The organism is Dactylosporangium sp. NPDC049742, from assembly GCF_040674675.1.
GTDB classification, from domain to species: Bacteria; Actinomycetota; Actinomycetes; order Mycobacteriales; family Micromonosporaceae; genus Dactylosporangium; species Dactylosporangium maewongense.
This window is the reverse complement of the sequence record NZ_JBFANF010000069.1, coordinates 19,555-43,141: the sequence shown is the minus strand read 5'-3', so window position 1 is coordinate 43,141 and position 23,587 is coordinate 19,555. Positions and strand designations below refer to the sequence as shown.

Annotated in this window: 21 protein-coding genes; 8 read left to right on the top strand and 13 right to left on the bottom strand. The window is 74.1% G+C overall.

Going from position 1 to position 23,587, the window contains the following annotated elements; translation table 11 throughout:
* Nucleotides 1–52: 52 nt before the first annotated feature.
* From AB0J72_RS48885 to AB0J72_RS48865, 5 genes are all read right to left on the bottom strand, one after another.
* Complete coding sequence (locus AB0J72_RS48885) at nt 53–898, bottom strand: alpha/beta hydrolase (protein WP_363412853.1); 846 nt, start codon at nt 896–898, stop codon at nt 53–55.
* A gap of 117 nt (nt 899–1,015) precedes the next feature.
* Nucleotides 1,016–1,726, bottom strand: coding sequence for an AAA family ATPase (locus tag AB0J72_RS48880; RefSeq protein ID WP_363412851.1), 711 nt, complete (start codon nt 1,724–1,726; stop codon nt 1,016–1,018).
* An 11-nt stretch (nt 1,727–1,737) separates the two neighbouring features.
* Nucleotides 1,738–2,427 carry a DUF2306 domain-containing protein gene (locus tag AB0J72_RS48875; protein ID WP_363412849.1) on the bottom strand — a complete coding sequence of 230 codons (690 nt, stop codon included), beginning with the start codon at nt 2,425–2,427 and terminating at the stop codon, nt 1,738–1,740.
* A 183-nt stretch (nt 2,428–2,610) separates the two neighbouring features.
* A complete protein-coding gene (locus AB0J72_RS48870; RefSeq protein WP_363412847.1) occupies nt 2,611–3,837 on the bottom strand; it encodes a DUF6596 domain-containing protein in 1,227 nt (408 codons plus the stop codon).
* Entirely contained in the window at nt 3,834–4,157 is a 324-nt protein-coding gene (locus AB0J72_RS48865) for a YciI family protein (protein ID WP_363412845.1), read from the bottom strand. The genes AB0J72_RS48870 and AB0J72_RS48865 overlap by 4 nt, the downstream gene beginning before the upstream one ends.
* A gap of 256 nt (nt 4,158–4,413) precedes the next feature.
* On the opposite strand from AB0J72_RS48865, the gene AB0J72_RS48860 reads away from it, so the two are divergent.
* The gene (locus tag AB0J72_RS48860; protein ID WP_363412843.1) at nt 4,414–8,661 is read left to right on the top strand and encodes a ricin-type beta-trefoil lectin domain protein; all 4,248 of its coding nucleotides are present in this window, start codon (nt 4,414–4,416) and stop codon (nt 8,659–8,661) included.
* A gap of 113 nt (nt 8,662–8,774) precedes the next feature.
* Here AB0J72_RS48860 and AB0J72_RS48855 read toward each other — a convergent pair whose 3' ends face one another.
* The 6 genes from AB0J72_RS48855 to AB0J72_RS48830 all read right to left on the bottom strand — a co-directional run bounded on the left by AB0J72_RS48855 (nt 8,775) and on the right by AB0J72_RS48830 (nt 13,550).
* Nucleotides 8,775–9,104 (bottom strand): YciI family protein, encoded by a 330-nt coding sequence (locus AB0J72_RS48855; RefSeq protein ID WP_363412841.1) that lies wholly within the window; start codon nt 9,102–9,104, stop codon nt 8,775–8,777.
* 88 nt (nt 9,105–9,192) lie between these two features.
* Nucleotides 9,193–9,948 carry a class I SAM-dependent methyltransferase gene (locus AB0J72_RS48850; protein ID WP_363412839.1) on the bottom strand — a complete coding sequence of 252 codons (756 nt, stop codon included), beginning with the start codon at nt 9,946–9,948 and terminating at the stop codon, nt 9,193–9,195.
* A gap of 164 nt (nt 9,949–10,112) precedes the next feature.
* Nucleotides 10,113–11,318: an ABC transporter permease gene (locus AB0J72_RS48845; RefSeq protein ID WP_363412837.1), complete on the bottom strand. Its 1,206-nt coding sequence runs from the start codon at nt 11,316–11,318 to the stop codon at nt 10,113–10,115.
* Nucleotides 11,315–11,971 carry an ABC transporter ATP-binding protein gene (locus AB0J72_RS48840; RefSeq protein ID WP_363412835.1) on the bottom strand — a complete coding sequence of 219 codons (657 nt, stop codon included), beginning with the start codon at nt 11,969–11,971 and terminating at the stop codon, nt 11,315–11,317. The genes AB0J72_RS48845 and AB0J72_RS48840 overlap by 4 nt, the downstream gene beginning before the upstream one ends.
* Complete coding sequence (locus AB0J72_RS48835) at nt 11,968–13,023, bottom strand: peptidoglycan-binding domain-containing protein (protein WP_363412833.1); 1,056 nt, start codon at nt 13,021–13,023, stop codon at nt 11,968–11,970. The genes AB0J72_RS48840 and AB0J72_RS48835 overlap by 4 nt, the downstream gene beginning before the upstream one ends.
* Nucleotides 13,020–13,550, bottom strand: coding sequence for a hypothetical protein (locus AB0J72_RS48830; RefSeq protein WP_363412832.1), 531 nt, complete (start codon nt 13,548–13,550; stop codon nt 13,020–13,022). Before AB0J72_RS48830 ends, AB0J72_RS48835 begins: the two co-directional genes overlap by 4 nt.
* Before the next feature lie 100 nt (nt 13,551–13,650).
* On the opposite strand from AB0J72_RS48830, the gene AB0J72_RS48825 reads away from it, so the two are divergent.
* Together AB0J72_RS48825 and AB0J72_RS48820 are read left to right on the top strand one after the other, a co-directional pair.
* Complete coding sequence (locus tag AB0J72_RS48825; protein WP_363412830.1) at nt 13,651–14,301, top strand: response regulator transcription factor; 651 nt, start codon at nt 13,651–13,653, stop codon at nt 14,299–14,301.
* Entirely contained in the window at nt 14,298–15,503 is a 1,206-nt protein-coding gene (locus tag AB0J72_RS48820; protein WP_363412828.1) for a HAMP domain-containing sensor histidine kinase, read from the top strand. The genes AB0J72_RS48825 and AB0J72_RS48820 overlap by 4 nt, the downstream gene beginning before the upstream one ends.
* A 71-nt stretch (nt 15,504–15,574) precedes the next feature.
* Here AB0J72_RS48820 and AB0J72_RS48815 read toward each other — a convergent pair whose 3' ends face one another.
* Both AB0J72_RS48815 and AB0J72_RS48810 read right to left on the bottom strand, forming a co-directional pair.
* Nucleotides 15,575–16,138 carry a helix-turn-helix domain-containing protein gene (locus AB0J72_RS48815; RefSeq protein ID WP_363412826.1) on the bottom strand — a complete coding sequence of 188 codons (564 nt, stop codon included), beginning with the start codon at nt 16,136–16,138 and terminating at the stop codon, nt 15,575–15,577.
* 81 nt (nt 16,139–16,219) lie between these two features.
* Nucleotides 16,220–16,948 carry a DUF899 family protein gene (locus AB0J72_RS48810; RefSeq protein WP_363412824.1) on the bottom strand — a complete coding sequence of 243 codons (729 nt, stop codon included), beginning with the start codon at nt 16,946–16,948 and terminating at the stop codon, nt 16,220–16,222.
* A gap of 101 nt (nt 16,949–17,049) precedes the next feature.
* Between AB0J72_RS48810 and AB0J72_RS48805 the strand changes: the two genes are divergently transcribed.
* The 5 genes from AB0J72_RS48805 (at nt 17,050) to AB0J72_RS48785 (ending at nt 23,577) form a co-directional block, all read left to right on the top strand.
* Entirely contained in the window at nt 17,050–17,709 is a 660-nt protein-coding gene (locus tag AB0J72_RS48805) for a helix-turn-helix domain-containing protein (protein ID WP_363412822.1), read from the top strand.
* Nucleotides 17,706–19,697, top strand: coding sequence for a DUF4132 domain-containing protein (locus AB0J72_RS48800; protein WP_363412820.1), 1,992 nt, complete (start codon nt 17,706–17,708; stop codon nt 19,695–19,697). Before AB0J72_RS48805 ends, AB0J72_RS48800 begins: the two co-directional genes overlap by 4 nt.
* 13 nt (nt 19,698–19,710) lie before the next feature.
* Nucleotides 19,711–20,331, top strand: a complete 621-nt coding sequence (locus AB0J72_RS48795) for a rhomboid family intramembrane serine protease (protein WP_363412818.1) — start codon at nt 19,711–19,713, stop codon at nt 20,329–20,331.
* A complete protein-coding gene (locus AB0J72_RS48790; RefSeq protein WP_363412816.1) occupies nt 20,324–22,675 on the top strand; it encodes an Hsp70 family protein in 2,352 nt (783 codons plus the stop codon). The genes AB0J72_RS48795 and AB0J72_RS48790 overlap by 8 nt, the downstream gene beginning before the upstream one ends.
* Before the next feature lie 143 nt (nt 22,676–22,818).
* The gene (locus tag AB0J72_RS48785) at nt 22,819–23,577 is read left to right on the top strand and encodes a DNRLRE domain-containing protein (RefSeq protein WP_363412814.1); all 759 of its coding nucleotides are present in this window, start codon (nt 22,819–22,821) and stop codon (nt 23,575–23,577) included.
* Nucleotides 23,578–23,587 lie beyond the last annotated feature (10 nt).

Here is a 23,587-nt window from a genome sequence, read left to right as displayed (position 1 = left end):
GCCACCATCGCGCCATCCCCCGTCTCAGCACGACCGCTTCGTTGCCCGCAGTCTACGAAGACCCCCCGACATTTTCCGGCGTCGGCGCGGTGACCAGGGCGGCGAGCTCGTGGAGCGCGGCCCGCACGGCGGAGGGCTGCTCGATCCACGGGAAGTGGGCGGCGTCCTCGATCCGGCGGTGCAGGACGTGGGGGCCCTGGAACCGGGGTTCGTCCCACAGTCGCTGCGTGACGATCCGGTCCTGCGCGCCGCTGACGATCAGCGTCGGCACGGAAGCCGGCCACCACCGCAGTTCGTACGTGCTGTCGAAGTGCCGGGCCGACCAGTCCACCGCCGCGGTGTTGTACGGCATCCGGGCCAGCATCTCGGCACCGGCGGACAGCCCGGCGGGTGTGAAGTTCCACGGCGCGGACGCCACGGTGAGGCGGCGCAGGTGCTCGTCGGTCGGGTCGGCCTCGTACACCGCGCCGGCGGCGTCGACGGCGGGCAGCGGGTGTTCCCCGACCATCCGCTCGAAGTCGGCGAGCCATCCGGCGTGCGGCGCCGAGCTGACCAGCACCAGCCCGGCCAGCAGGGGCTCCAGCTCCGGCACCGACAGCAGGTACATCCCGCCGGTGGAGTGCCCGAGGAACACGACCCGCGGCAACGCCTCGGCCGCCTCGGCCAGCACCTCCGGCCAGCGGGCGAAGGGTTCGCCGCCGACCGTGTTCGAGCCGTCGCCGGGCAGGTCGACCAGCCACGTCACACCCGGTACACCGGCCGCCTCCGCCAGACCGTGCAGGCTCTCCGACCCGATGCCGGGCCCGCCGGGCAGCAGCAACCAGTTGAGGTCCCCGGCCCGCTCGGCCACCGGCCGCAGCCGCACCCCGGACGCCGTCCGGAACTCGCTCACCGTCACGCCCGGCATGCTCCACGACGGCGCCTCCACGCGCCAGGCAATTCGCCGCGTGGTGCTCGTGGTGCCGGAGGACGGCAGCGCCGAGCAACCCTCTGCACGGGCAGGCCGTCGGTGCCGTCAGAGCAGGTGACGCAGGTACCGGTCGGGTTGGCTGAGGAACGCCCGGAAGTGCTCGACGACGGCGAGGTCGGACCAGCTGGTGCGGCGGATGCCGTGCTCGCCGAGCTCCAGCACCGTCGCGTCCGGCAGCGCGGTCAGGACCGGCGAGTGGGTGGCGACGACGACCTGCGCGCCGGACTCGGCCAGGGTCGCCAGGCGGGACATGAGGGTGAGGGTGGACGTGAAGGACAGGGCCGCCTCGGGCTCGTCCATCAGGTAGAAGCCGGGCTGGTTGAACTTGCGCTCCAGCAGGGCCAGGAAGCCCTCGCCGTGGCTGCGCTCGTGCAGGTCCCAGTCGGGCGAGTCGTCGAGCGACTCCAGGTAGGTGTACAGGCCGTGGGTCGTCTCGGCGCGCAGGAAGTACGCGTTGCCGCGAGGGCCGGCCGTGCGGACGAAGCGCAGCAGCGCGCCGAGCGGGGCCTCGGTCTCGCGGGTGCGGTGCATCGCGCCGCGGGAGCCGCCTTCCGGGTTCAGCCCGTACGCCTGGGCGAGCGCCTCGATCAGGGTGGACTTCCCCGACCCGTTCTCGCCGACGAGGAAGGTCACGCCCGCCGGGAGGTTGAGACCCCGGTCCAGCACGGACCGCACCGCCGGGATCCGGGCCCACCACGCGTCCGGATCCCACGACGCGCCCGGATCCATCTCGACGCGCCGCACGAGCCGCTCCACACCGGCGAACACTACCGGCCGGCACGACGTAAGCGTCGGATGAACACCTCCGCCACGATCAGGTTGACGATCCAGCCGGCGGTCTGACCGAAAGGGATCAGGGTGGGTGCGAGCGTCGCGGCGCTCTCCGTGCTGAACGGCAACCGGATCAGCAGCAGCAGCGGCACCAGCACGCGGGCGGTCACGGCGAGGAACGTCAGCGCGTAGTTGCGCAGCATCCACTCGCGGTGGGCGGTGAAGTCGCGGTGGCGGGCGGCACGGTACGCCAGACCGCCGGTGATCAGCCACAGCACGGCCGCGACGGTGAGGCCGACCTGCGTCACCGGGCGGCCCGACCACAGCGCGACCGGCACCGCGGTCACCGCCGCCGGCAGCACCCCGGCGAGCAGATACAGCCGGCCGATGGTGCGGTGGACGCGCGGACGGGCCCGCACCCGCGGCATGAACTGCAACGGGCCGAGGACCAGCGCCACGGCGGCGGCGAAGATGTGCGCGACCAGGGTCGCGTAGTGCACGGTCCCGGTGACGCCGAGGCGGCTCGCTGAGGCGTCGAGGCCGATGTACGGATAGACGAGCACGAGACTGACGACGACCGCGACCACGAGCGTCACGCGCGGCAGGCGGCCCCGCGACACCCTGCGAGGCGATCCACCGCGGGGCGGCGGCAGCCGGTGCCGCTCGGCCGTGCGTTCAGTCGACATGACTCGACTCTGGCCCACCCCGGCGCCGCCGTCATCAGCCCAACGATGACCCGCCGCTACGCCAATGGGCGTAGGCCCACCGATTCGAGAGAGCGCTCTCTATGGGATGGATCACAAGATTCACGTATCAGTTACGAACAACGGGTCCCGGCCGGTGCGCAACGGTCCGGGACCCTCGGCGTCTCAGCCCAGCTGGTCGCGGCGGCGGGTCAGGTACGCGGTCTCGGCGGTGTTGCCGGCCAGCTCGATCGCCTGGTCGTACGCCGCCCGCGCCTGCTGACCACGCCCCAGCCGCCGCAGCAGGTCGGCGCGGGCCACATGGAACGCGTGATAGCCGGCCAGCCGGGCCTCCAGCCGGTCGACCGCCGCCAGGGCCACGTCCGGCCCGTCGAGCTCGGCGACCGCGATCGCCCGGTTCAGCGCGACGACCGGTGAAGGGTCCAGTCGGACGAGCTGGTCGTACAGTGCGACCACCTGCGACCAGTCGGTGTCCCGCACATCGCGGGCGGAGGTGTGCACGGCGTTGATCGCGGCGAGGATCTGGTACCGCCCGGGCGCCTCACCGGCCGCCAGCCGCTGCCGGACCAGCCGGTGCCCCTCGGCGATCAGCGCCGGATCCCACGCGCCGCGGTCCTGTTCGGCGAGGGTGACCAGTTCGCCGCCCGCGGAGATCCGGGCGGCCCGCCGGGCCTCGGTGAGCAGCATCAGCGCCAGCAGCCCGGCCACCTCGCCGTCGGCCGGCAGCAGGGCACGGATGAGGCGGGTCAGGCGGATCGCCTCGGCGGTCAGGCCGGGACGCACGGGGTCGCTGTCCGCACCGGTGGCCAGGTAGCCCTCGTTGAACACCAGGAAGAGCACGGCGAGCACGCCCGCGACGCGGGCCGGGAGATCCTCGGCGGCGGGCAGCCGGTACGGGATGCGCGCCGCCTTGATCTTCGCCTTGGCCCGGGTGATCCGCTGCCCCATCGCGGTCTCCTGCACCAGGAACGCCCGGGCGATCTCGGGCACGGTGAGCCCGCCGACCATGCGCAGCGTCAGCGCCACGCGGGTCTCCATCGCCAGCGCCGGGTGACAGCAGGTGAAGATCAGCCGGAGCCGCTCGTCATCGATGGCGCCCAGAGGCTCGGCAGGTGTGTCGTCGTGCAACATCCGGGCCTCCTTGTGCTTGTCGTCGCGCTTGCTCTCGCGCCGGATCCGGTCGATGGCCTTGCGGTTGGCGGTCGTGGTCAGCCAGGCGCCGGGGTTCGGCGGCACACCGTCGGCCGGCCAGCGCTCCACGGCGGTCGCGAACGCCTCGGCGGCCGCCTCCTCGGCGATGTCGAGGTCGCCGAAGTGCCTGGTCAGGCTGGCCACCACCCACGCCCATTCCTCCTGGTGGGCCCGGGTGAGCGCGGCCCGCACCTCGCTCACAGAAATGGCCGGACCTCGATCTTGCGGTTGCACGCCCGCGAGCCTTCGGCGGCGAGCTCCAGCGCCACGTCCAGGTCCGGTGCCTCGAAGATCCAGAAGCCGGCGAGGTACTCCTTCGACTCCAGGAACGGCCCGTCGGTGATCAGCGGCTCGCCGCCCCGGTTGTCGATGACGGTGGCCGTGCCGGGCTGCGCGAGCCCGCCGGCGAAGACCCAGTGGCCCTCGGCCTGCATCCGGTCGTTGAACACGCCGATCGCGGCCATCTCCTCCTCGGTGGCCAGGGTCGGGCTGTCATGGATCACGGATACCAGGTACTGCACGGTGTGCTCCTCTCCTCGGCCCCTCTGTCTACCTGACCTACGAACCCGACGCCGCCGATCCGACACGGCCGCTCGAAGTTTCCGGTGGAGATCGGTCTGGAGGACATACCGAAGCATTCCGTTTCATTCACCGTTGTCATGGCGTCACCTACCGTGCCGAGATGACCTCGATCGATTGACACGGAAGCCGGGCAGCCCCTACGTTTCGCTCACTTTCACTTCGCGGGGGCATTCAGTGATTTCACTTCATCGCGCCGTGCGCAGGTTCCTGTCCGGCGCTCTTCCCATCAGTCTCGCGCTGACCGTCGCGGCAGTGGCCGTGGCCGGCGACCCGGCCGCGGCCGAACCGGCGCCCGGGCAGCCCGGGCAGGTCGCGCCACCGGTCGACCAGCGCGCCGCCGAGACCGCGGCGCTGCAGCAGGCGGCCGAGAGCGGCCGCACGGTCGAGGTGGCCGACTCGCGGTCCGAGATGGCCCGCACGATGGCCACGCCGCGCGGCACGCTGGTGCGGGAGAGCTACGCGGTGCCGCAGTGGACGAAGAAGGACGGCGCCTGGCGGCAGATCGACCTGTCGCTGCGCAAGGACGGCACGACCCTCGCACCGGCCGCGTCCGTGGCGGACGTGCGGTTCTCCGCCGGCGGCACCGGACCGCTCGTCACCCTCAACGGTGCCGGCGGCGCGCTCAACCTGACCTGGCCGTCGAAGCTGCCCGCACCTCGCATCGAGGGTGACACCGCGGTGTACGAGTCGGTGCTGCCCGACGTCGACCTGCAGGTGCAGTCCACGGTGGAGGGCTTCGGCTACTCACTGGTCGTCAAGACCCGCCAGGCCGCGGCGAACCCGGCCCTGGCGAAGCTCAAGTTCGGGCTGAGCAGCACCGGCTGGTCGCTCAAGCAGCGCCCCGGCGGCGGCTACGAGACCCGCGACACCACCGGCAAGGTCACCGCGTCCGCCGGACCGGCGCTCATGTGGGACTCCGCGGGCGTGCCCAGCGCGCAGCGGTCCCTCGCGGCGGCGCGGTCCGCGGGGAAGAACTCGCTGCTGCGGCACGTGCCCGACGACTCCCGCAAGGCCAACCTCCCGACCACCGTGGAGGACGGCTCGCTCGTCATCGTCCCCGACGCCGCGATGCTCGCCGACCCGAACGTCGCGTACCCGGTCGTCATCGACCCGTGGACCGGCGTCGGCCGCGCCCGCTGGGGCTACACCGACTCCACCAACGCCAACCGCGACGACGGCATCGTCCGGGTCGGCCTGAACACCGACGGGTCCGGCACGTTCCGCTCGTTCTTCGCGTTCGACCTGACCTGGCTGCCCGGCAAGCAGGTCCGCAACGCCAAGTTCGTGACCTACATGACCCACTCGTGGTCCTGCACCGCGACGCCGGTCAACCTGTACCGCACCGGCGACCTGACCGGGTCCGGCCGGCAGGCCTGGTCCGGCCCCGGCCTGGACCTGCACATCGAGCAGAAGTCCGGCAACGCCCACAAGCCGTCCACCGGCGCCGGCTGCGCCAACGACCCGCAGCCCAACATGTACATGGAGTTCTCCAACCAGACCCTGGTCAACGACATCATCGGCTTCGGTCAGGGCCGCGGCAGCTACACCCTGGGCCTGTCCGCCCGCGACAGCAACGGCGCCAACGAGACCGTCGGCAACCGGTGGAAGAAGTTCGACCAGGCCTCCACCGCGCTGTCCGTGGAGTACAACAGCCTGCCGAACACGCCGCAGGCGGCGCAGATGACGACGCACACCGACTACACCGCCGCCGGGCAGGCCTGCGTCACCGGCGCGACCCGGCCGATCGTGCGGTCCATGACGCCATGGCTCAAGGCGACCGCCTCCGACCCCGACGGCGACCAGAGCGGCCAGCTGTCCGCCGCGTTCTCGCTGGAGCGGCTCAACGGCAGCACCTGGGCCGGCGTCACGGGCTGGCCGAAGAGCGACTCCGGCATCCCGTCCGGGACCCTCGGCGAGGTACAGGTGCCGGCCGGCACCCTGAGCAGCGCCACCTTCCGCTGGCAGGTGCGGGTCAGCGACACCCTCGGCGGCTCGTCGAACTACTCGGCGTGGTGCGAGTTCTCCGTCGACACGACACCGCCTGGGGTCGTGCCGACCGTCACGGCGGCCGACGGCCTGTACCTGGAGTCGCCGCCCAACGACACCATGCGCGGCTCCGTCGGGCGCAGCGGCCAGTTCACCTTCGGCGCCAACGGCGAGACCGACATCGTCGACTACGAGTACCAGCTCGACGGCAGCGCGAAGACGTACGTCGCCGCCTCCGTCACCGGCGGACCCGCGACCGTCTGGGTCACCCCGACCCACCGCGGCGAGCACGTGCTGACGGTCCGCTCCCGCGACGCCGCGCAGAACGCGTCGCCGCCGAGGGACTACCGCTTCCTCGTCAACACCGCCTCCGATCCCAAGGCCGTGTGGAAGCTGGACGAGGGCACCGGTGTCACGCTCAACACGACGCCGGCCGGCGGCCCCGCCGCCACCGTCACCGGCGGCCAGACCTGGGTGGCGGGTCGCGTCCTCGGGGCGCACCCCGTCGCGGGCACGGACGGCGCGCTGCGGTTCGACGGCGTCGACGACCTCGCCGCCACCGCCGGCCCGGTGCTCGACACGTCGAAGAGCTTCAGCGCCGCCGCCTGGGTCCGGCTCACCGCCACCGACAGCCAGCGCACCGTCTTGTGCCAGGAAGGCGCGATGGCCTGCGGGTTCGCCGTGCACTACCGGCCCGCGCCGGACAACCGCTGGTCGCTGAGCCTGTACGGCAGCGACACCACCGACCCGCCGATCGTGCGCGCCAACTCGGCCGCGCCGCCGGTCGCGAACCGCTGGACCCACCTGGCGGTGTCCTGGGACGCCGGCACCAAGACCGCGAAGCTCTTCGTCAACGGCGCCCTGTCCGGCACGGTGAGCCGGCCCACGAACTGGAACGCCACCGGCGCGCTGCTCATCGGTCAGGGCAAGTTCAACGGCTCGCGCAACAACAAGTTCGCCGGTGACATCGGTGACGTGCGGGTGTGGGACCGGGCGATCGACCCGGCGCTGGACCTCAAGCCGCTCGTGGCACCGGTACCGACGGGTGCCTGGGCCATGGAGGACTACGACGAGGACGTGCCGCGGCAGGTCACCGACGACTCCGGGTACCAGCACCCGCTGACCCTCACCGACGCGCCCGGCGCCACCTGGTGCGAGGGGAACGACCTCAGCGGCGGGCTCTGCCTGGACGGCGTCACCGGCGCCGCCGCCACGGCCGGGCCGGTCGTGCACACCGACCAGTCGTACTCGGTCAGCGGCTGGGTCCGGATCACCGACACCAGCGTGTCCCGCAGCGTCTTCGCCCAGCAGGGCACGCGTGGTGCCGCGTTCACCGTCCGGTACGACAAGGCCGCCAACCGGTGGGCCTACGCGGTGACCGGTACCGACGTGGACGCACCGGCCGTGGTCAAGGTGACCTCGCTCGCCGCCCCGGTGCTCAACAGCTGGACCTTCCTGGAAGCGGTGTACGACGCGCACGCCGGCCGGATCCGGCTGTTCGTCGACGACAAGCTGCAGGCCGAGGCGACCGTCGCCGGGGCCTGGGACGCGGCCGGGCCGTTCACCGTCGGCCGCACCCTGCAGGCCGGCGCCGCCGCCGAGTTCTTCGCCGGCACCATCGACGGCATGCAGGTGTCGGCCGGCGCCACCAAGCCCGTCACCGGCGCCCCGCCGGCCGGCGCGCTGACCCTGCTGCGCTCGGGCCTGCCCGGCAAGTGCCTGGACAACTACACGGGCGGATCCGCCGACGGCAACAACGTCACGTCCTGGTCCTGCAACGGCGGGTACAACTCGCAGCTGTGGACGCTGGCGGGCGACAACACGATCCGCATCGTCGGCAAGTGCCTCGACGTCGTCGGCTCCGGCACCGCACCGGCCACCCGGGTGCAGCTGTACACCTGCAACAACACCGTGGCGCAGCAGTGGCAGCTCGGCCCGAACAACTCGATCCGCAACCCCAACTCCGGCCTGTGCCTGGACGTCATGAACGCCAGCACGGCCGACGGGGCCGGCATCCAGATCTGGACCTGCGACGGCAACTCCGCCCAGCAGTGGACGATGCAGTGGGCCGGCATCGGCATGATCCACTCCGGTATCCCCGGTAAGTGCATCGACAACAACCAGGGCCTGACCGCCAACGCCAACCCGATCCAGTCCTGGGACTGCAACGGCGGCGCCAACTCGCAGATCCTCACCGTCCTCGGCGACGGCACCATCCGCGTCGCGGGCAAGTGCCTGGACATCGTCGCCTACGGCACCGCCAGCGGCTCGAAGATCCACCTCTTCGACTGCAACCTGACGCCGAACCAGCTGTGGGAGCTCGGCCCGAACAACTCGATCCGCAACCCCGTGTCGGGCCGCTGCCTGGACGTGCCGAACTCCAGCACCGTGAACGGCACCCAGCTGCAGATCTACGACTGCAACGCCACGAAGGCCCAGGAGTGGCTGGTGTCCTGAGCTGAGCCCGTCCCGGTGGCGGGGGGGCGGCCGCGGGGGGGCCCCCCGCGGGGGCCGGGGGGGCGGGCGGGGGGGGGCCGCCGCGGGCCGGCCGCCCCCCCCCCACCGGCGGGTCACGGCTGGGCGAAGGGGCGGACCTCGACGCGGCGGTTGCAGGCCCGCGACCCCTCGGCGGCGATCTTCAGGGCCACGTCGAGGTCGGGCGCCTCGAAGACCCAGAAGCCGGCGAGGTACTCCTTCGTCTCCACATACGGGCCGTCGGTGATCAGGCCCGCACCGTCGCGGTTGTCGAGGACCGTCGCGGCGCTGGGGGCGGCGAGGCCGCCGGCGAAGACCCAGTGCCCCTCGGCCCGCATCCGGTCGTTGAACGCGTCGATCGCGGCCATCTCGTCGTCTCTGGGCACGACGCTGTCGTCGAAGAGGACGGAAACCAGGTACTGCATCCTCGGATCATCTCCCGCGGTCCGGACCGCCCTCGTGGGCGGCGCTCACCCCATCTACGAACACGTCCCGCCCGATCCGACAGGTTTCTCAGGAATTCCCGAGAACGAGCAGGTCGCTGTCCATCGTGATGCGGCCCGGGTCGTCCCCGGCGGCGACCGCCCGGTCCAGGGCCGCGAAGCCGAGCCGGGTCTCCTCCTCGGTCAGGTGCTCGAAGGTGGAGATGGCGCGCAGGCTGAGCCGCCGCGCGTAGGCGGCGAGGTCGGTGGCGACCGTCTCGCGGATCCGGTCGAGGCCGAGGACCGTCAGGCCCGCGTCCTCGAACAGGCCGGTCACCTCGGCGACCGTCGGGAACATGCGCCGCTCGACGTCGCGGGCGCTCGGGAAGAACCGGTGCCAGTACAGGTCGGGCAGGCGGTCGGAGAAGGCGCTGCGGATCAGGACCCGCCCGCCCGGGCGCAGCACCCGGCGGATCTCCGCCGCCGCGCGGGGCCGGTCGACGATGTGGTGGAAGACGAGGAACAGCAGCACGACGTCGCAGGAGCCGTCCGGCAGCGGGATCGCTTCCGCGCTGCCCGCCAGGTACTGCGCGCGCGGGTGGGGGGCCGCCTGCTCCCGCATCCGCTCCGACGGCTCGACGCCGTAGACCTGGCCGCCGAAGGTGTCCGCGAGGATCGGGGTGAAGCGGCCCGTGCCCGAACCCAGGTCCAGCGCCGTCAACGGGTTCGGCGCGCCCGCCCACCTGGCGAACACCCCGGACCAGAGCCCCGCGGTCCCCTCCGGCAGCGCCCGCCCGGCCGAGTACACCGCGTGCTGCCGTACGTCGTAGTCAACCCGCTCCAGCATGGCCACCGTCCTCGAGGTTGCCGGCGGCCTGGGCCGCGACCGTGCCGTCGAGGTGGCAGTGCGGCCCGTACCGCACCCGGGTGCCCTCCCCGCAGCGATCTGGCGATCAGAGTGACCGTACCCGTGCGGCCGGGCCGCTATGCCCGGCCGCTGCGAACTGTGGCTCAGGGCGCGGCGAGCGCCTCGGTCGGTGACAGCCGGCTGGCGCGGACCGCCGGGTACAGGCCGGCGACCCCGCCGACGAGCATCGTCGCCGCGACCGCGCCGGCGGTCGCCCACGCCGGGACGACCGAGGGCCACGCCTGGTAGGTGGCGTAGCCGGCGGTGACGGCGACGCCGAGCACCACCCCGCCGAGGCCGCCCATGGTCGACAGCAGCAGCGACTCGACGAGGAACTGCAGGCGGATCTGGCCGCGGGTGGCGCCGAGCGAGCGACGCAGGCCGATCTCGGCGCGGCGCTCCAGGACGGAGATGACCATCGTGTTGGCCACGCCGACGCCGCCGACCAGGAGGGCCACCGCGCCGAGGCCGAGGAGTAGGCCGTTGAGCGTCGTGTCGGCGGCCCGGCGGGCGGCGAGGACGGCCGACGGCTTGGACACCGCGACCGTGCCGGGCGCCTGCGGGTTGGCGGTCGCGGCCAGGACGCCGTGGACCGCCTCGATCTGGCTGTCGCGGGTCCGCGCGTAGACGGTGCCGGCCCGGCCGTCGAAGCCGAACGCGGTGGCGGCGACGTCCCAGCCGATGAGCACCGCCGCGTCCAGCTCGGGGGCGAGCGCGACCGGGCGCAGCACACCGATCACGGTGAACCGTTCGCCGCCGACCAGGATCTCCACCTCGGGGCTGGCCCGCCCGACGCCGAGCCGTTCCGCGGCCGCCGCGCCCAGCACCGCCGCCGGGTACCGGCCGGTCAGGCCGTTGAGCCAGGTGCCGCCGCGCACCGTGGCACCGACGGTCCGCGGCAGGCTCTCCCGCGCGGCGAGGACGGTGAGGCCGTTGGTCTCCGCCCGGTTGATCCGGTCCGTCCGGTACACCTTGGCGCCGGTGACCTTCCCGGTCGCCGAGACGCCGGTGACCGGGCCGATCCGCGCGATCATCGCCTCGGCCTCGGCGGGCAGCTTCGCCGCGTCGCCCTCGACGGTGCGGCCGGGCGCGACCGTCAGCAGGTTGGTGCCGAGGGCGGCGAGCTGCCGGTCGAGCTGTTCCCGGGACGAGGAGGAGATGCCGACGACCGCGACCATCGCGGCGATGCCGATCGCGATGCCGAGCGCCGACAGCAGCGCCCGGGTGGGCCGGGTGCGCAGGCCGGCCGCGCCGACCCGGACCACGTCCCGCACGGCGAGGCGGGCAGGGTTGAGGCGGGGCCCGGTCACCGGTCCGCCACCCTGCCGTCGCGAAGGTGTATCTGCCGGTCACATGCCGCGGCGACCGAGGTGTCGTGGGTGATGACGACGACCGTGGTGCCGCCGGCGTGCAGCTCCCGCAGCAGCGCCAGGATGCCCCGCCCGGACGCGGTGTCCAGGTTGCCGGTCGGCTCGTCGGCGAGCAGCAGCGCCGGACCGCCGACCACGGCGCGGGCGATCGCGACCCGTTGCCGCTCGCCGCCGGACAGCTCGTGCGGCTCGTGGTCGAGGCGGTGCCCGAGTCCGACCCGCTCCAGCGTCGCCTCCGCGCGCCGGCGGCGCTCCTTCACCCGAACACCCGCGTAGAGCAGCCCGTCGGCGACGTTGTCGAGCGCGGGCACCGCGGCGGCGAGGTGGAACTGCTGGAACACGAAGCCGATCCGGCTCGCGCGCAGCGCCGACAGCTGCCGGTCCGACAGCCGCGACACGTCGTGCCCGTCGACGGCGACCGTGCCCGAGGTGGGCCGGTCGAGGGTGCCCAGCATGTGCAGCATCGTCGACTTCCCGGAGCCGGACGGGCCGACCACGGCGACCAGCTCGCCGGCGCCGATGCGCAGCGTGATCCCGGCGAGCGCCCGGACCCCGCCGGGGTACTCCTTGGTGACGCCGGTCAGCTCGATCATCGCGGCATCCCCACGGTCATGCCCTCGCGCAGGCCGTCGCCGGTGACCTCGACCCGGCCGTTGGCGAACAGGGCGGTCTCCACCCGCACGTACCGGGTGCCGGAGCCTTCGACGACCTCGAGGCCGTAGCCGCCCTCGGCGAGCGCGACGAGCGCCGCGACCGGCACGGTCAGCACGTCCTTGTGCTCGGCGGCGGTGAACGTCACGGTGACCACGGCCGCCTCGACGCCGGTCGCGGCCGACGGGTCGCCCAGCGACACGATCGCCTCGATCTTCGTGAGCGGCGGGCCGTCCTGCTGCTCGATCACCGTGTACACCCGCTCGACCCGGCCGGGCACCGTCCTGCCGTCGGGCATCTGGACCTGGACGGCGACGCCCTTGCGGGCCAGGCGCTGCTTCGACACCTCCAGCTTGACGGTGATCTCCCGTCCGGTGCCGGTGAACCGCAGCACCTCGTCGCCGTCGCCGGTGGACCCGTTGACGCCGGCGGTGACGGTGTCGACACGGATCGCCCCGGGCGCGAACAGGACCCGGCCGAGCTCGACCTGCCCGGTCTGCGGCAGGTGGTTCGCCTGCTGCCAGCGGCGTACCGCGGCGGCCGTCGTCGCCGAGAAGCTGTCGTCGACCGTGAACCCGGTGTAGCCGAGCGCCCGCAGGTTCGTCTCCAGCTGCCGGACGTCGGCGCCGACGACCCCCGGGGCCAGCGTCCGGTACGCGGCGACGTCCCCGAACAGCAGCACGACCGGCGCGTCGTCCACGCGGTACACCGGCTGGCCGCGGTCGACGACGTCGCCGGCCTGCGGCAGCTGGGTGAGCACGCCCGGGATCCGGCCCGCGAGGGCCGTGGCGGGACCGTAGCCGAGGCTGCCGGGCTCGTCGTCGGTGTCCAGCATCGTCGTGCGGGTCACCTGCGCGGTGGCCGGCGGCAGGTCCGACGCGTCCGGGGTGCCGGTGTCGCCGCCGCCGAACTGGAAGCCGGCGAGCCCGACGGCCGCCGCCGTGGCCGCGCCCACGACCCCGGCGACCGCGGCCGCCTGCCCGCGCCGGCTCACCGGGTCACCGCGGGGCTCGGGGTGTAGGACCGGACGTGGTCGTCGCACAGCTGCTTGGCCGGGATGTACCGCGGGTCGTCGCGGATCGCGAGCGGCACGTCGGCGATGTGGCCGTCGGCCTCGGGGTCGGGGAAGTCCGGGAACCCGTGCGCCCGCATGCACCGCGAGAACTCCCGGGACTTCTCCACCTTCGCCGCCGCCTCGGCCGGCGGGAGCTGCGGCAGCAGCGGCGCGCACGCCGCTTCCGCGGCCATCAGCTTGTCGTTGCCGACGGCGGCCTTGTCCACCGGGCCCATCCGGATGCTCGACGCGCTGACCTCCGGGTCGCTGAGCGGGACGCCGTGCTCGCGCATGCACCGCGTGTAGGCGATCGCCTGCTCCTGCAGGCTGCCGGTCGCGGTCGTGCTGGGCCTGGACGTGCCGTCGACGGTGGCGACACCGTCGTCGCTGCCGGCTTTCGAGCAGGCGCCCGCGAAGGCGGCGAGCAGGAGCGGCAGCACGGCCCGAGCGAGGAGTCTCGTTCTCATGGCGGCCAGTGCAGCAGCGGACCGGCAACGCGGGCGTCACAGCGTCTGTAACGCTGGTGTTATCCCCGTCCGCCGACAATGGCAGGGAAAGGACGGTCCGGTGCGGGTGCTGCTGATCGAGGACGAGGCGCTGCTGGCCGAGCAGGTCGCCGACGGGCTGCGCGACCACGGCATGGCGGTCGACGTGGCCGGCGACGGGCTGGACGGGCTGCACAAGGCCGGCGCCAACCGGTATGACGTGGTGGTCCTCGACCGGGACCTGCCGCTGCTGCACGGCGACCAGGTCTGCACGGCGCTCGCCGCGGGCGGCAGCGATGCGCGGGTGCTGATGCTCACCGCCGCGGGTGAGGCGGCGGACCGGGTCGCCGGTCTGATCCTGGGCGCCGACGACTACCTGCCGAAGCCGTTCGTCTTCGACGAGCTGGTGCTGCGGATCCGGGCGCTGGCGCGGCGGGCCAACAACGCGCCGCGGGTGCTGCGGCGCGCCGACCTGACGTTCGACACCGGGCGGCGGGTCGTGACCCGCGGCGGGCGCATCATCCCGCTCACCACGAAGGAGCTGGCCGTGCTGGAGATCCTGATGTCCGCCGCCGGCGCCGTGGTCAGCGCCGAGGATCTCCTGGAGCGGGCGTGGGACGAGCACGCGGACCCGTTCACCGCGACCGTCCGGGTGACCGTGGCGCGGCTGCGTAAGAAGCTCGGCGACCCGCCGCTGATCGAGACGCTCGTCGGCGCGGGGTACCGGCTGTGAGGACGCACCGGCCCCGCCGCTCGATCCGGCTGCGGCTCACCCTGGTGTACGCGGTGATGCTGGTCCTCACCTGCGCCGGGCTGCTCGCGCTCAACTACGCGCTGCTGTACAACAGCCTCTACACCAACGTGCACGGCCCGACCGCGGCCGAGGTCGCCGAGATCCAGGCGCCCGCCGACAATCCGGAGGGAGCCGACAAGCTCGAGTCGGTCCGGCGGGAGCTGGCGGAGAACGAGCGGCTGCGCCGGCAGGAGCTGCTGCACACCGGGGAGATGTCGGCGCTGGCGCTGGCGTTGACGTTCGTCGCCGGGGTCGGCGTCTCGTGGATCGTCACCGGCCGCATGCTCCGGCCGCTGCGCACCCTGACCACCACCACCCGGCGGATCTCGCAGGACCACCTGCACGAGCGGGTCGCGCTGGCCGGGCCGGACGACGAGCTCAAGGAGCTGGCCGACACCTTCGACGCGATGGTGACCAGGCTGGAGGGGTCGTTCAACAGCCAGCGGAGGTTCGTCGCCGACGCCTCGCACGAGCTGCGGACCCCCCTCGCCATCGTGCGGACGGGCGCGGAGGTCCTGCTCGCCAAGCGGCAGAGCACACCCGAGCAGTGGCAGGCGATGGCGACCCGCGTGCTCACCGCGACCGGCCGGGCCGAGCGGCTGCTGGACGGCCTGCTGGCCCTGGCCCGCAGCGACAGCGGCGCCGTCACCCGCGAGCCGCACGACCTGGCGCTCGCCGCCGCCACCGCGCTCGGCGACGCGGACCCCGAGGCCGTGGCCGCCGACCTGACCGTCACCACCGACCTGCTCCCGGCGCCCGCCCTCGGCGATCCCGCCCTGCTCGACCAGCTGGTGCGCAACCTGGTCGACAACGCGGTCCGGCACAACGTCCCCGGCGGCTGGGTCGACGTGACGACCGGCGCCCCCGGCGGCGGGGGCGCCGACGGTCCGGCGGTCGTGGTGGTCCGCAACAGCGGCCCGGCCATCCCGCCGGCGGAGGTCGACCGCCTGTTCGAGCCGTTCCAGCGGCTGTCCGCCGACCGCCCGGCGGGCGGCCGCTCCACCGGCCTGGGCCTCGCCATCGTCCGGTCGATCGTCCGCGCCCACGGCGGCACGGTCGTCGCCGAGCCGCAGGACGCCGGCGGCCTGACGGTCACCGTCACCCTGCCATCCCCGCCTCAACCGGCCGACGCCCCGCCGTGAGCGGGTCACCGGCGGGTGCCCGGGTGTGGCAGGGCGGCGCGGGCGCCTGAGCGGCCGCGGCCGGGCGCGGGTCAGGCGCGGTCCGCGGGGTCTTCCTTCGGGTAGCAGGCGACCGCCAGGCGGAAACCGTCGCCTTCGGCGCCGCCGTAGCGGGTGAACAAGTCCTGCAGCGTCTGCTGGAGCTCTTCGAGGAACGCCTTGCGCTGGTCCGGGCGCACCTTGATCTCGCCCGACACGCCGATCGACGGCAGGTCCGGACGGGTGACGTCGAGCGCGGCGATGTCCGCCTGCACCTCCTCCATCAGGTCGACCAGGTGGCCGAGGCTGAGCAGGTCCCGGGCCTGGCGCAGCCCGATCCGGCCGACCAGGCCCGGAGACAGCCAGTAGGACCGGCCCGCCGCCTGGTAGATCCCCTCGTGGATCCCGCGCACCCGGCGCTCGGCGACCTGACTGACCAGGCCGGCCTCCACCAGGCGCTTCACGTGGTAGTAGACCCGCTGCGGGGTCTGGTCGAGCTCGACCGCGACCTCGGTGCAGGACCGGGGCTCGGCGAGCCGCCGCAGCACGTCGATCCGCTGCGGCTTGAGCAGGGCCTCAGCCTGCTCGATCTGGTCGAGGTAGACGACGTCTCTCATGACAAGCCAAGTCTTTACGTACAAGATTTTTTTGTCAATAGGCACGCCGGAAGAACCCGGCATCTTCCACGGACGCCGGGCTCAGTGGCAGTGCGGCTCCGGCCGGTCGCCGACCGGGGTCACGGACGGCCTGGTCCACTGGGGCACGGGCCGGCCGTCGCGGCGCCACCTGGTGTACGTCGGCTCCTGGGGCCAGCCGTCCGGGGACGACTCCCAGGTCTCCTGGCGGCCGTAGGCGGTCATGTCGAGCAGCTTGTGCGAGCCCATGATGGCCTCGACGCCGCGGCCGGTGGTCTCGTACGTGAGGAAGAACCGGTCGCCCTGGCGCAGGTAGCAGGCGATGACGCCGCCGCCGGCGTAGGCGGGGTCGTCGATGCCGTAGGTCGAATACCAGCGGTGGGTGTAGCCCATGAACTCCCGGAACGGGGCCATCTGGTAATACGGGCCCTCGCCGAAGACGGCGAACGAGATGCCGCGCTCCTCCAGGTAGGCGGCGTCGTGGAAGTCCCAGATGGAGGCGGTGCAGCCCTCGCACTGGTCCTCGAACGGCTTGTCCAGGTGCCACATGTGCTTGTAGACGACCAGCTGGTCGCGGCCGGCGAAGATGTCGGCGAGCGGGGTCGGTCCGCCGGCCCCGACCAGGGAGGTCGGCGTGACCTCGGTCATCGGCAGGCGGCGGCGCGCCGCGGCGATCGCGTCGCCCTCGCGGGTGTGGGCCTTCTCGCGGGCCAGCAGGCCTTCCCGCTCGCGCAGCCAGGTCGCGCGGTCCACGACCGCCGGGGCGGGCGTCACATCATGGGAAGCGGTCATGTCCACTATCCTAAACATAGTCGAACCTATGTTCACCAGAGTGAGTCCGGGCGAGCCAGAATGAGCCAGGGTGAGCCGGAGCCGGGAGGGGTGAGACGCACGTGCCGGTCAGGCAGGGCTACGGCGACCACGGCGACGCGTGCCGCGCCGCGAACGCGCTCGACCTCGTCGGCGACCGGTGGACGCTCATCATCGTGCGGGAGCTGATCCTCGGCCCGAAGCGTTTCGGGGACCTGCAGGACGCGGTCCGTGGCATCACTCCCGCCGTCCTCACCGAGCGGTTGCGGTCCCTGCGGCAGGCCGGCATCGTCGACCACGTCGTGCTGCCCGACCTCGCCCGCACCCGGGCGTATGTCGCCACCGCGTGGGGCCGCGAGCTGGAGGGTGTCCTGGCGGCCCTCGGCCGCTGGTATTCGGCCGGACCGGACCCGGCCACGACCGGCGGTATGACGCCCGACGCGGTCGTCCTCGCGATGCGGACGATGGCCCCGGACGCGCCGGGCGAGGTGCCGGCAGTCGTGCTGCGCCTCCACGACGCCCGCCGCGCCCACCCGCCCGTCCGTGTCTTCCACACCGTGGCCGAGGGCGGCGCCGTACACGTGCGGACCGGCGAGATCCGGGACCCAGCCGCGACCGTGACCGCCGACTCGACCGCGTGGACCCACATCCTCTTCGAGGGCCTCGGCCTCGACGCCGCGGACATCGACGGAGACCGGGGTGCCGTCGCCCGGCTCGTCGGCCTCTACACTCCACCGGCGTGACGCTCGGTCCCTACGCGCAACGGCTGCTCCAGGCCATGACGGGGCCCGCCCCGGACGACCCGCGGTTCACCGGCGAGCCCCCGGACCTGAGCCGCGTCGGCGACGAGGAGCTCGGCGCCCTGTTCGTGGCGGCGTGGCAGGTGGTCGCAGAGGCGGCACCGCCGGCGGTCATGGCCGCCGGCGCGGTGCGGCTCGCGGTCCAGGAGCGTTCGCCGGCGTTCACCCCGGCCGCGTGCGCCGACCTGTTCCACACCGTCGCGGAGCGTGGGTTCACCCCCGGCGTGGCGGTGGCCGCGGTACTGCGCTGCACCGGCCCGCTCCCGCCCGATCTCGCCGCACCGGCGGCGGTGCTGGCCCGCGACGCCCGGGGGCTCGGCAGGCTCGTGCTCGCCGCCCTGGCCGGGCCCGCCGTCGACGCGGCCGTCAGCGCCGAGGTCCGGGCGGACCTGGCCGGCGACCCACTCGCGGCCGCCGAGGTCGAGGAGGTGCTCGCGCTGGACGTGGCCGGGCGGGCGGTGGTGGCCGAGGCCGGCCGGCACCGGGACATGGGCGGGGTGGCGGCGCTGCCCGACATCGTCGACCGGCTCGCCGGCCTCCCCGGGTACGTGCCGTTCGCCCGCACCGCGCTGGAGACCGCCGGCCCGCGCATCGCCGACATCCACAGTGGACGGACCGGGTACGCGGCGGACAAGGCGTTCACGCCCCTCGAGGTCGACGTGCTCTGGCGGGCGTGCCAGGTCGCGCTGCTGCGGGACGAGCCCTGGGCGGGCGAGGTGCTGCAGCGGCTGCTGCCCGGCGCCGTGGTGGCGCCGACCTCGGCGAGGACCGCGCCGTCCCAGGCGGCCGGCCACGCCCTCGCCCAGGCGGTGGCGGCCTGGCCGACGCCCGAGTCGGTGGCGGCGCTGCGGGCGGCCCGCACCGCGGCCCGCCACGCCGGTCTCGTCAAGAAGCTCGACCGGCTGGTGCCCGTCGCGGAGCAGGGCCTCGCCCGGCGGCCCGCGATCGCGCTGCGCCTGCCCGCCGGCGCCGCCCCGACCCGGGCCCAGCTGACGACGATGACCCACGCCCTCGAGGGCGGGTACCTCGGCGACGTCAGCTTCCCGTGGGAGCGGTGGCAGGCCGACGTGCCCGGCGACCTCGCCGCGCGGCTGATCTGGGAGGCCGAGACCGCGCCCGGCCGGTGGGAGGCCGCCCTCGGCGCGCCGCCGCGGGGCGGGCGGGTGCGGCTGTGGCACCCGGCGCGGGCCGGCGCGGCGGACCGGGCCGCCTGGCGGGACGCGGTCGTCGAGCGGCGGTTGACGCAGCCGGTCCGGCAGGCGTTCCGCGAGCACTACACGGCCGGCGACGGCACCGCGACCGACATGTTCGGCGGGTACGCGGTGGCGATCCGCCCGCTGCTCGGCGTGGCGGTGCGCGACGGCTGGCGCGGCGAGCACGGCGCCGGGCTGCTCCGCCGCGACCTGGGCCGGTGGCGGGTCGCGTTCGCCGTCGACGGGCCGCTGCACCGGGGCGCGTCGGGGTTCGGCTTCACCGGCGCGCTGGACCTCCAGCACCGCGACGGCGGCCAGTGGCGCCCCGCCCGGTTCGCCGACGCGCCGCCCGTGCTCGTGTCGGAGGCGCTGCGCAGCGTGGACCTGCTCGTCAGCGTGGCCGCGTTCGGCCTCGACGACGACCCGCAGCTGCGCGACGACGCCCGCTGGCAGACGCTCACCAGGCTCGCCGACCGGCCCCTCGGCGAGACGGCCCGGATGCGCCGCGCGGCACTGCGCCGGATCCTCGCCGGCGTCGATGGCGTGTCGTTCGGCGACCGGCACGTCCACGTCGGCCCCTACGCCGTGCACCTCGCCACCGCCCGCGTCACCCGCGACGGCGACCCGGTCACCGCCGACGCGCGGCACCGGGTCCCCGCCTCGGCGGTGCCGTGGCTGCCGTACGACGAACACCTGCTGGAACGCGTCGCCCACACGGTCGTCGCGCTCGCCCACTGATTCGGGGTGCCGGATGGCGGTCCTCTACGTCGCGCTGCTCGTCACCGCCGGGTGGGCCGGGGCGGGCCTGCCGCGCCCGGCCGGGCCCGCGAAGGTGCCGGTGGCGACGCTGGCCGCGATGGCGGTCGTCGCGGTCGTGTCGGGGCTGCAGCTGACGGTGGCGCCGGGGCTGTTCGAGGCGCTGCGGCGGGACCGGGCGGCGATCGCGGACGGGCAGGTGTGGCGGCTCGTCAGCTCGTTCGTCGTGCAGGACAGCGGCTGGACCGGCACCGTCTTCAACCTGGTCGCGCTGGCCGTCCTCGGCACCTTCGCCGAGCGCCGCTGGGGCACGGCGCGGTGGCTCGCGCTCGCCGGCACCGTGCAGGTGCTCGGCGGGCTGTGGGGGCTCGTCGTCCTGCCGGTCGGCGCGGGCAGCTCGCTGGTCGACTTCGGCCTCGCCGCGTCCCTCGCCGCGGCGGCGCTGGTGCTCCGCACCTCGCTCCAGGTCCGGGCGCTGGGGACGGTGAGCCTCGTCGCGGCGCTCGTGCTCCTCGTCCTCGGCGACGTCCACGGCGGGGCCGCGACGCTGGGCGCGGCGGCGGGTTTGACGCTCGCCGTCCAGCAACGTCGGTCGACAGGCTCGGTGCATGTCTGACGGGGAGACGCTCGGCATCGACTTCGGCACATCGCACACCGTCGCCGCGCTCGCCCGGGCCGACCCGCACCGCGCCGTCGAGCTGCTGCTCTTCGACGCCTCGCCGCTGCTGCCGTCCGGGGTGCACGCCGAGGGCGGCGAGCTCCTCGTCGGGCGCGACGCGCAGCGCGGCGCGCGGCTCGACCCGGCGGCCTACGAGCCGCACCCGAAGCGCCGCGTCGACGACGGCGCGCTCCTGCTCGGCGACGCCGAGGTGCCCGTCCGTGACGCGATCGCCGCGGTGCTGCGGCGGGCCGGGGGTGAGGCCGCCCGTACCCTCGGCGGCGCGACACCGTCAGGGCTCGTCCTGACGCACCCGGCCGGTTGGGGGCCGCGACGGCGGCAGCTCCTCGTCGACGCGGCCGCGGCGGCCGGCCTGCCCGCGCCGCGACTGGTGCCGGAGCCGGTCGCGGCCGCCGTCTCGTTCACCACGGTGCTCGGCCACCGCGTCGACGTCGGCAGCACGATGGTCGTGTACGACTTCGGCGGCGGCACGTTCGACATCAGCGTCGTGCGGCGCACCGGCGGCGACACGTGGGACGTCGTGGCCGCCGACGGCCTCGACGACGTCGGCGGCGTGGACCTCGACGCGGTGGTCGTCGACTGGGTCCGCCGGCAGGTCGCGGACCGCGATCCCGCGCTGTGGCAACGGCTCGCCTCGCCCGGCTCCGCCGTCGACCGGCGGCACCGGGCGGCGCTGTGGGAGGACGCCCGGGCCGTGAAGGAACAACTGACCCGCGGCAGCAACGCCGGGCTGAGCGTGCCGCTCTTCGACGCCGACCTGCACCTGACCCGCGACGAGCTCGACACGCTCGTCCGGCCGTGGCTGGAGCGCACCGTCACGCTCACCACGGCGACGCTGTTCACCAGCGGGGTCACCGCCGACCGGCTCGCCGGGGTGTTCCTCGTCGGCGGGTCGAGCCGGATCCCGCTGGTCGCCACGCTGCTGCACCGGGCGCTGGGGGTGGCGCCGGTGGTGCTGGAGCAGCCCGAGCTCGTCGTCGCCAACGGCAGCGTCCACACCGTGGGCGCCGCTCCCACGCCCGCGGCGGCGGCTCCGCTTCCGGTCGATCGCACTGTACGGGCGGCCGCCCCTCCCCCGCCGCCACCGCCGGTCGCGCCGGTTGACCCCGCCACCGCCCCGGTCGAAGCTCCCGCGGCCGCTCCCGCCGGTCGTGACGGCGCCCCGGTCGAAGCTCCCGCGGCCGCTCCCGCCGGTCGTGACGGCGTCCCGGTCGAAGCTCCCACGGCTGCTCCCGCCGGTCGTGACGGCGTCCCGGTCGAAGCTCCCACGGCTGCTCCGGCCGGTCGTGTCGGCGTCCCGGCCGGCCCTTCGCCGGAGGAGCCGGTCGCGGCGGCGCGGCGGCGGGTCGCGCACCCGGTGCTGCTCACCGCCGCCGGCGTCGCCGTGCTGCTCACCGTGGTGCAGATGGCGCAGTTCCGGACGCTGTTCGGCGACCTCGAGGCCCGCTCGCCCGGCTCCGCCGGCTTCGGGATCACCGTGGAGGGCGTCGCGTACGCGGCGGCGCTGCCGCTGCTCGCCCTCATCGCCGCCGCGCTGGCGGCACGGGCCCGCTCCTGGCCCTGGGCCGCGGCGCTCACGGCCACCGCGGCCGGCACCGTGCTGCTCCTGCGCGCGACACGGTTCGTCCACGACGGCGACGGCAGCGTCGAGCGGCACGACCTACTCGGCTGGCTCCGGGACGCCACCACCGCCGGTGGCGCACCCGGGCCTGCCTTCACCGCCGTGCTGTGCCTGCTCGCCGGCGCCGCACCGGTCGCGTGGTTCGCGGTCCGCGGCACCGGCCTACCGGCACCGCACCGCGTCCGGCCGGCGCTGCTCGCCACCGCGGTCACCGCCGTCCTGCTCGCGGTCGCCAGCACCGCGACCATGGTCCTGGGCCCCGCCAACCCGGTCCGCGCGAAGTTCTCGCCGTTCACGCCGATCACCGTCATCGACGCGTCCGGACCCGGCCGCAACATCCACCGCGGCATGCTCGGCCTGGGCGTCGTGGACTGGCCCGGCAACCACGTCGGCCCGCAGCCGTGGCAGATCAGCTGGGTCCTCGCCCTCCTCGCCGGCGCCGCCGCGCTCGCGCTCGCCGTCCGCACCGGCCGCCAGACCTGGGCGGTGCTGACCGGCGGCGGCCTGCTCGCCTCGGTGGTCGTGGCCGTGCTCGCCGCCGGCCCGTACCTTCACAGCCGCCAGCCCCTGCTCGCGGTCCTGCTCCTCGCGATCACCATGCTCGCCGCCGTCCCGGCCGGCCAGTACGCCCTACGCTTCCGCGCCGACGACCGGACCTGACGGCATAGGGTTCCGTCGAAGTTTGCCGGGACCCTCTTGATACGGCGGAGGCATTGACCTACGTTGAGCATCGACATCCACCGGGGGCGATGCGCTGAAGCGCGGCCGCGCGCCGGTGGCCGAAGCGATCCACGGGGGATTCGATGACGCCTGTCTGGAAGAAGTCTGCCCAGAGCCTGCTCGCGGTGGCGGCCGTTGCCGCGTCGGTGCTCTTCACGCCCGCCGCGGGCCACGCGGCACCCTCCTGTTCCCCGGTCGCGCCGACCGAGGCGGCGGCCGCAGCGGCCGCGAAGGCCTGCGGGATCACCGTCGAGGCGCTCGACCACCGCTCCGCCACGAGCAGCCTGCAGGTGCAGGCCGACGGCACCGCCGTGCTGTACGTGACGACGTACGCGTGGACCCAGGTGTCCAGCGGCTACCCGACCACCTCGTTCTGGACGACCAACCGGGACGCCATGCGCTCCGGCCGGGAGTACGGCACCTCTCGGGTGTGGCGGTCGTTCGTCCGCTTCGACGGCCTGGCCCCGGTCGCCGGCACCCAGATCCTCAACGCGACCGTCACGCTGACGCTCAACCACTCGGCCTCGTGCGCCGCGACGCCGGTCGACCTGTGGAAGACCCAGGACCTGACCGCTCCGGCGACGACCACCTGGGCCAACTCGCTCGGCTACTGGCAGACCAAGGTGGCGTCGGTCTCCACGTCGGCCAACACCACCTGCGGGCAGGCGCCGCACGCGGTCACGTTCAACGGCGGCGTGACCAACGCCGTCCAGCAGAAGGCCGCCGGGGCCGGCGCCGACATCACGTTCGGTCTCCGCGCCCTGGACGAGAACGACCAGATGCAGTGGAAGAAGTTCGCGCCGACCGGTGCCCTCCTCGAGATCTGGTACCAGACCGCCTGACGGTGGACTG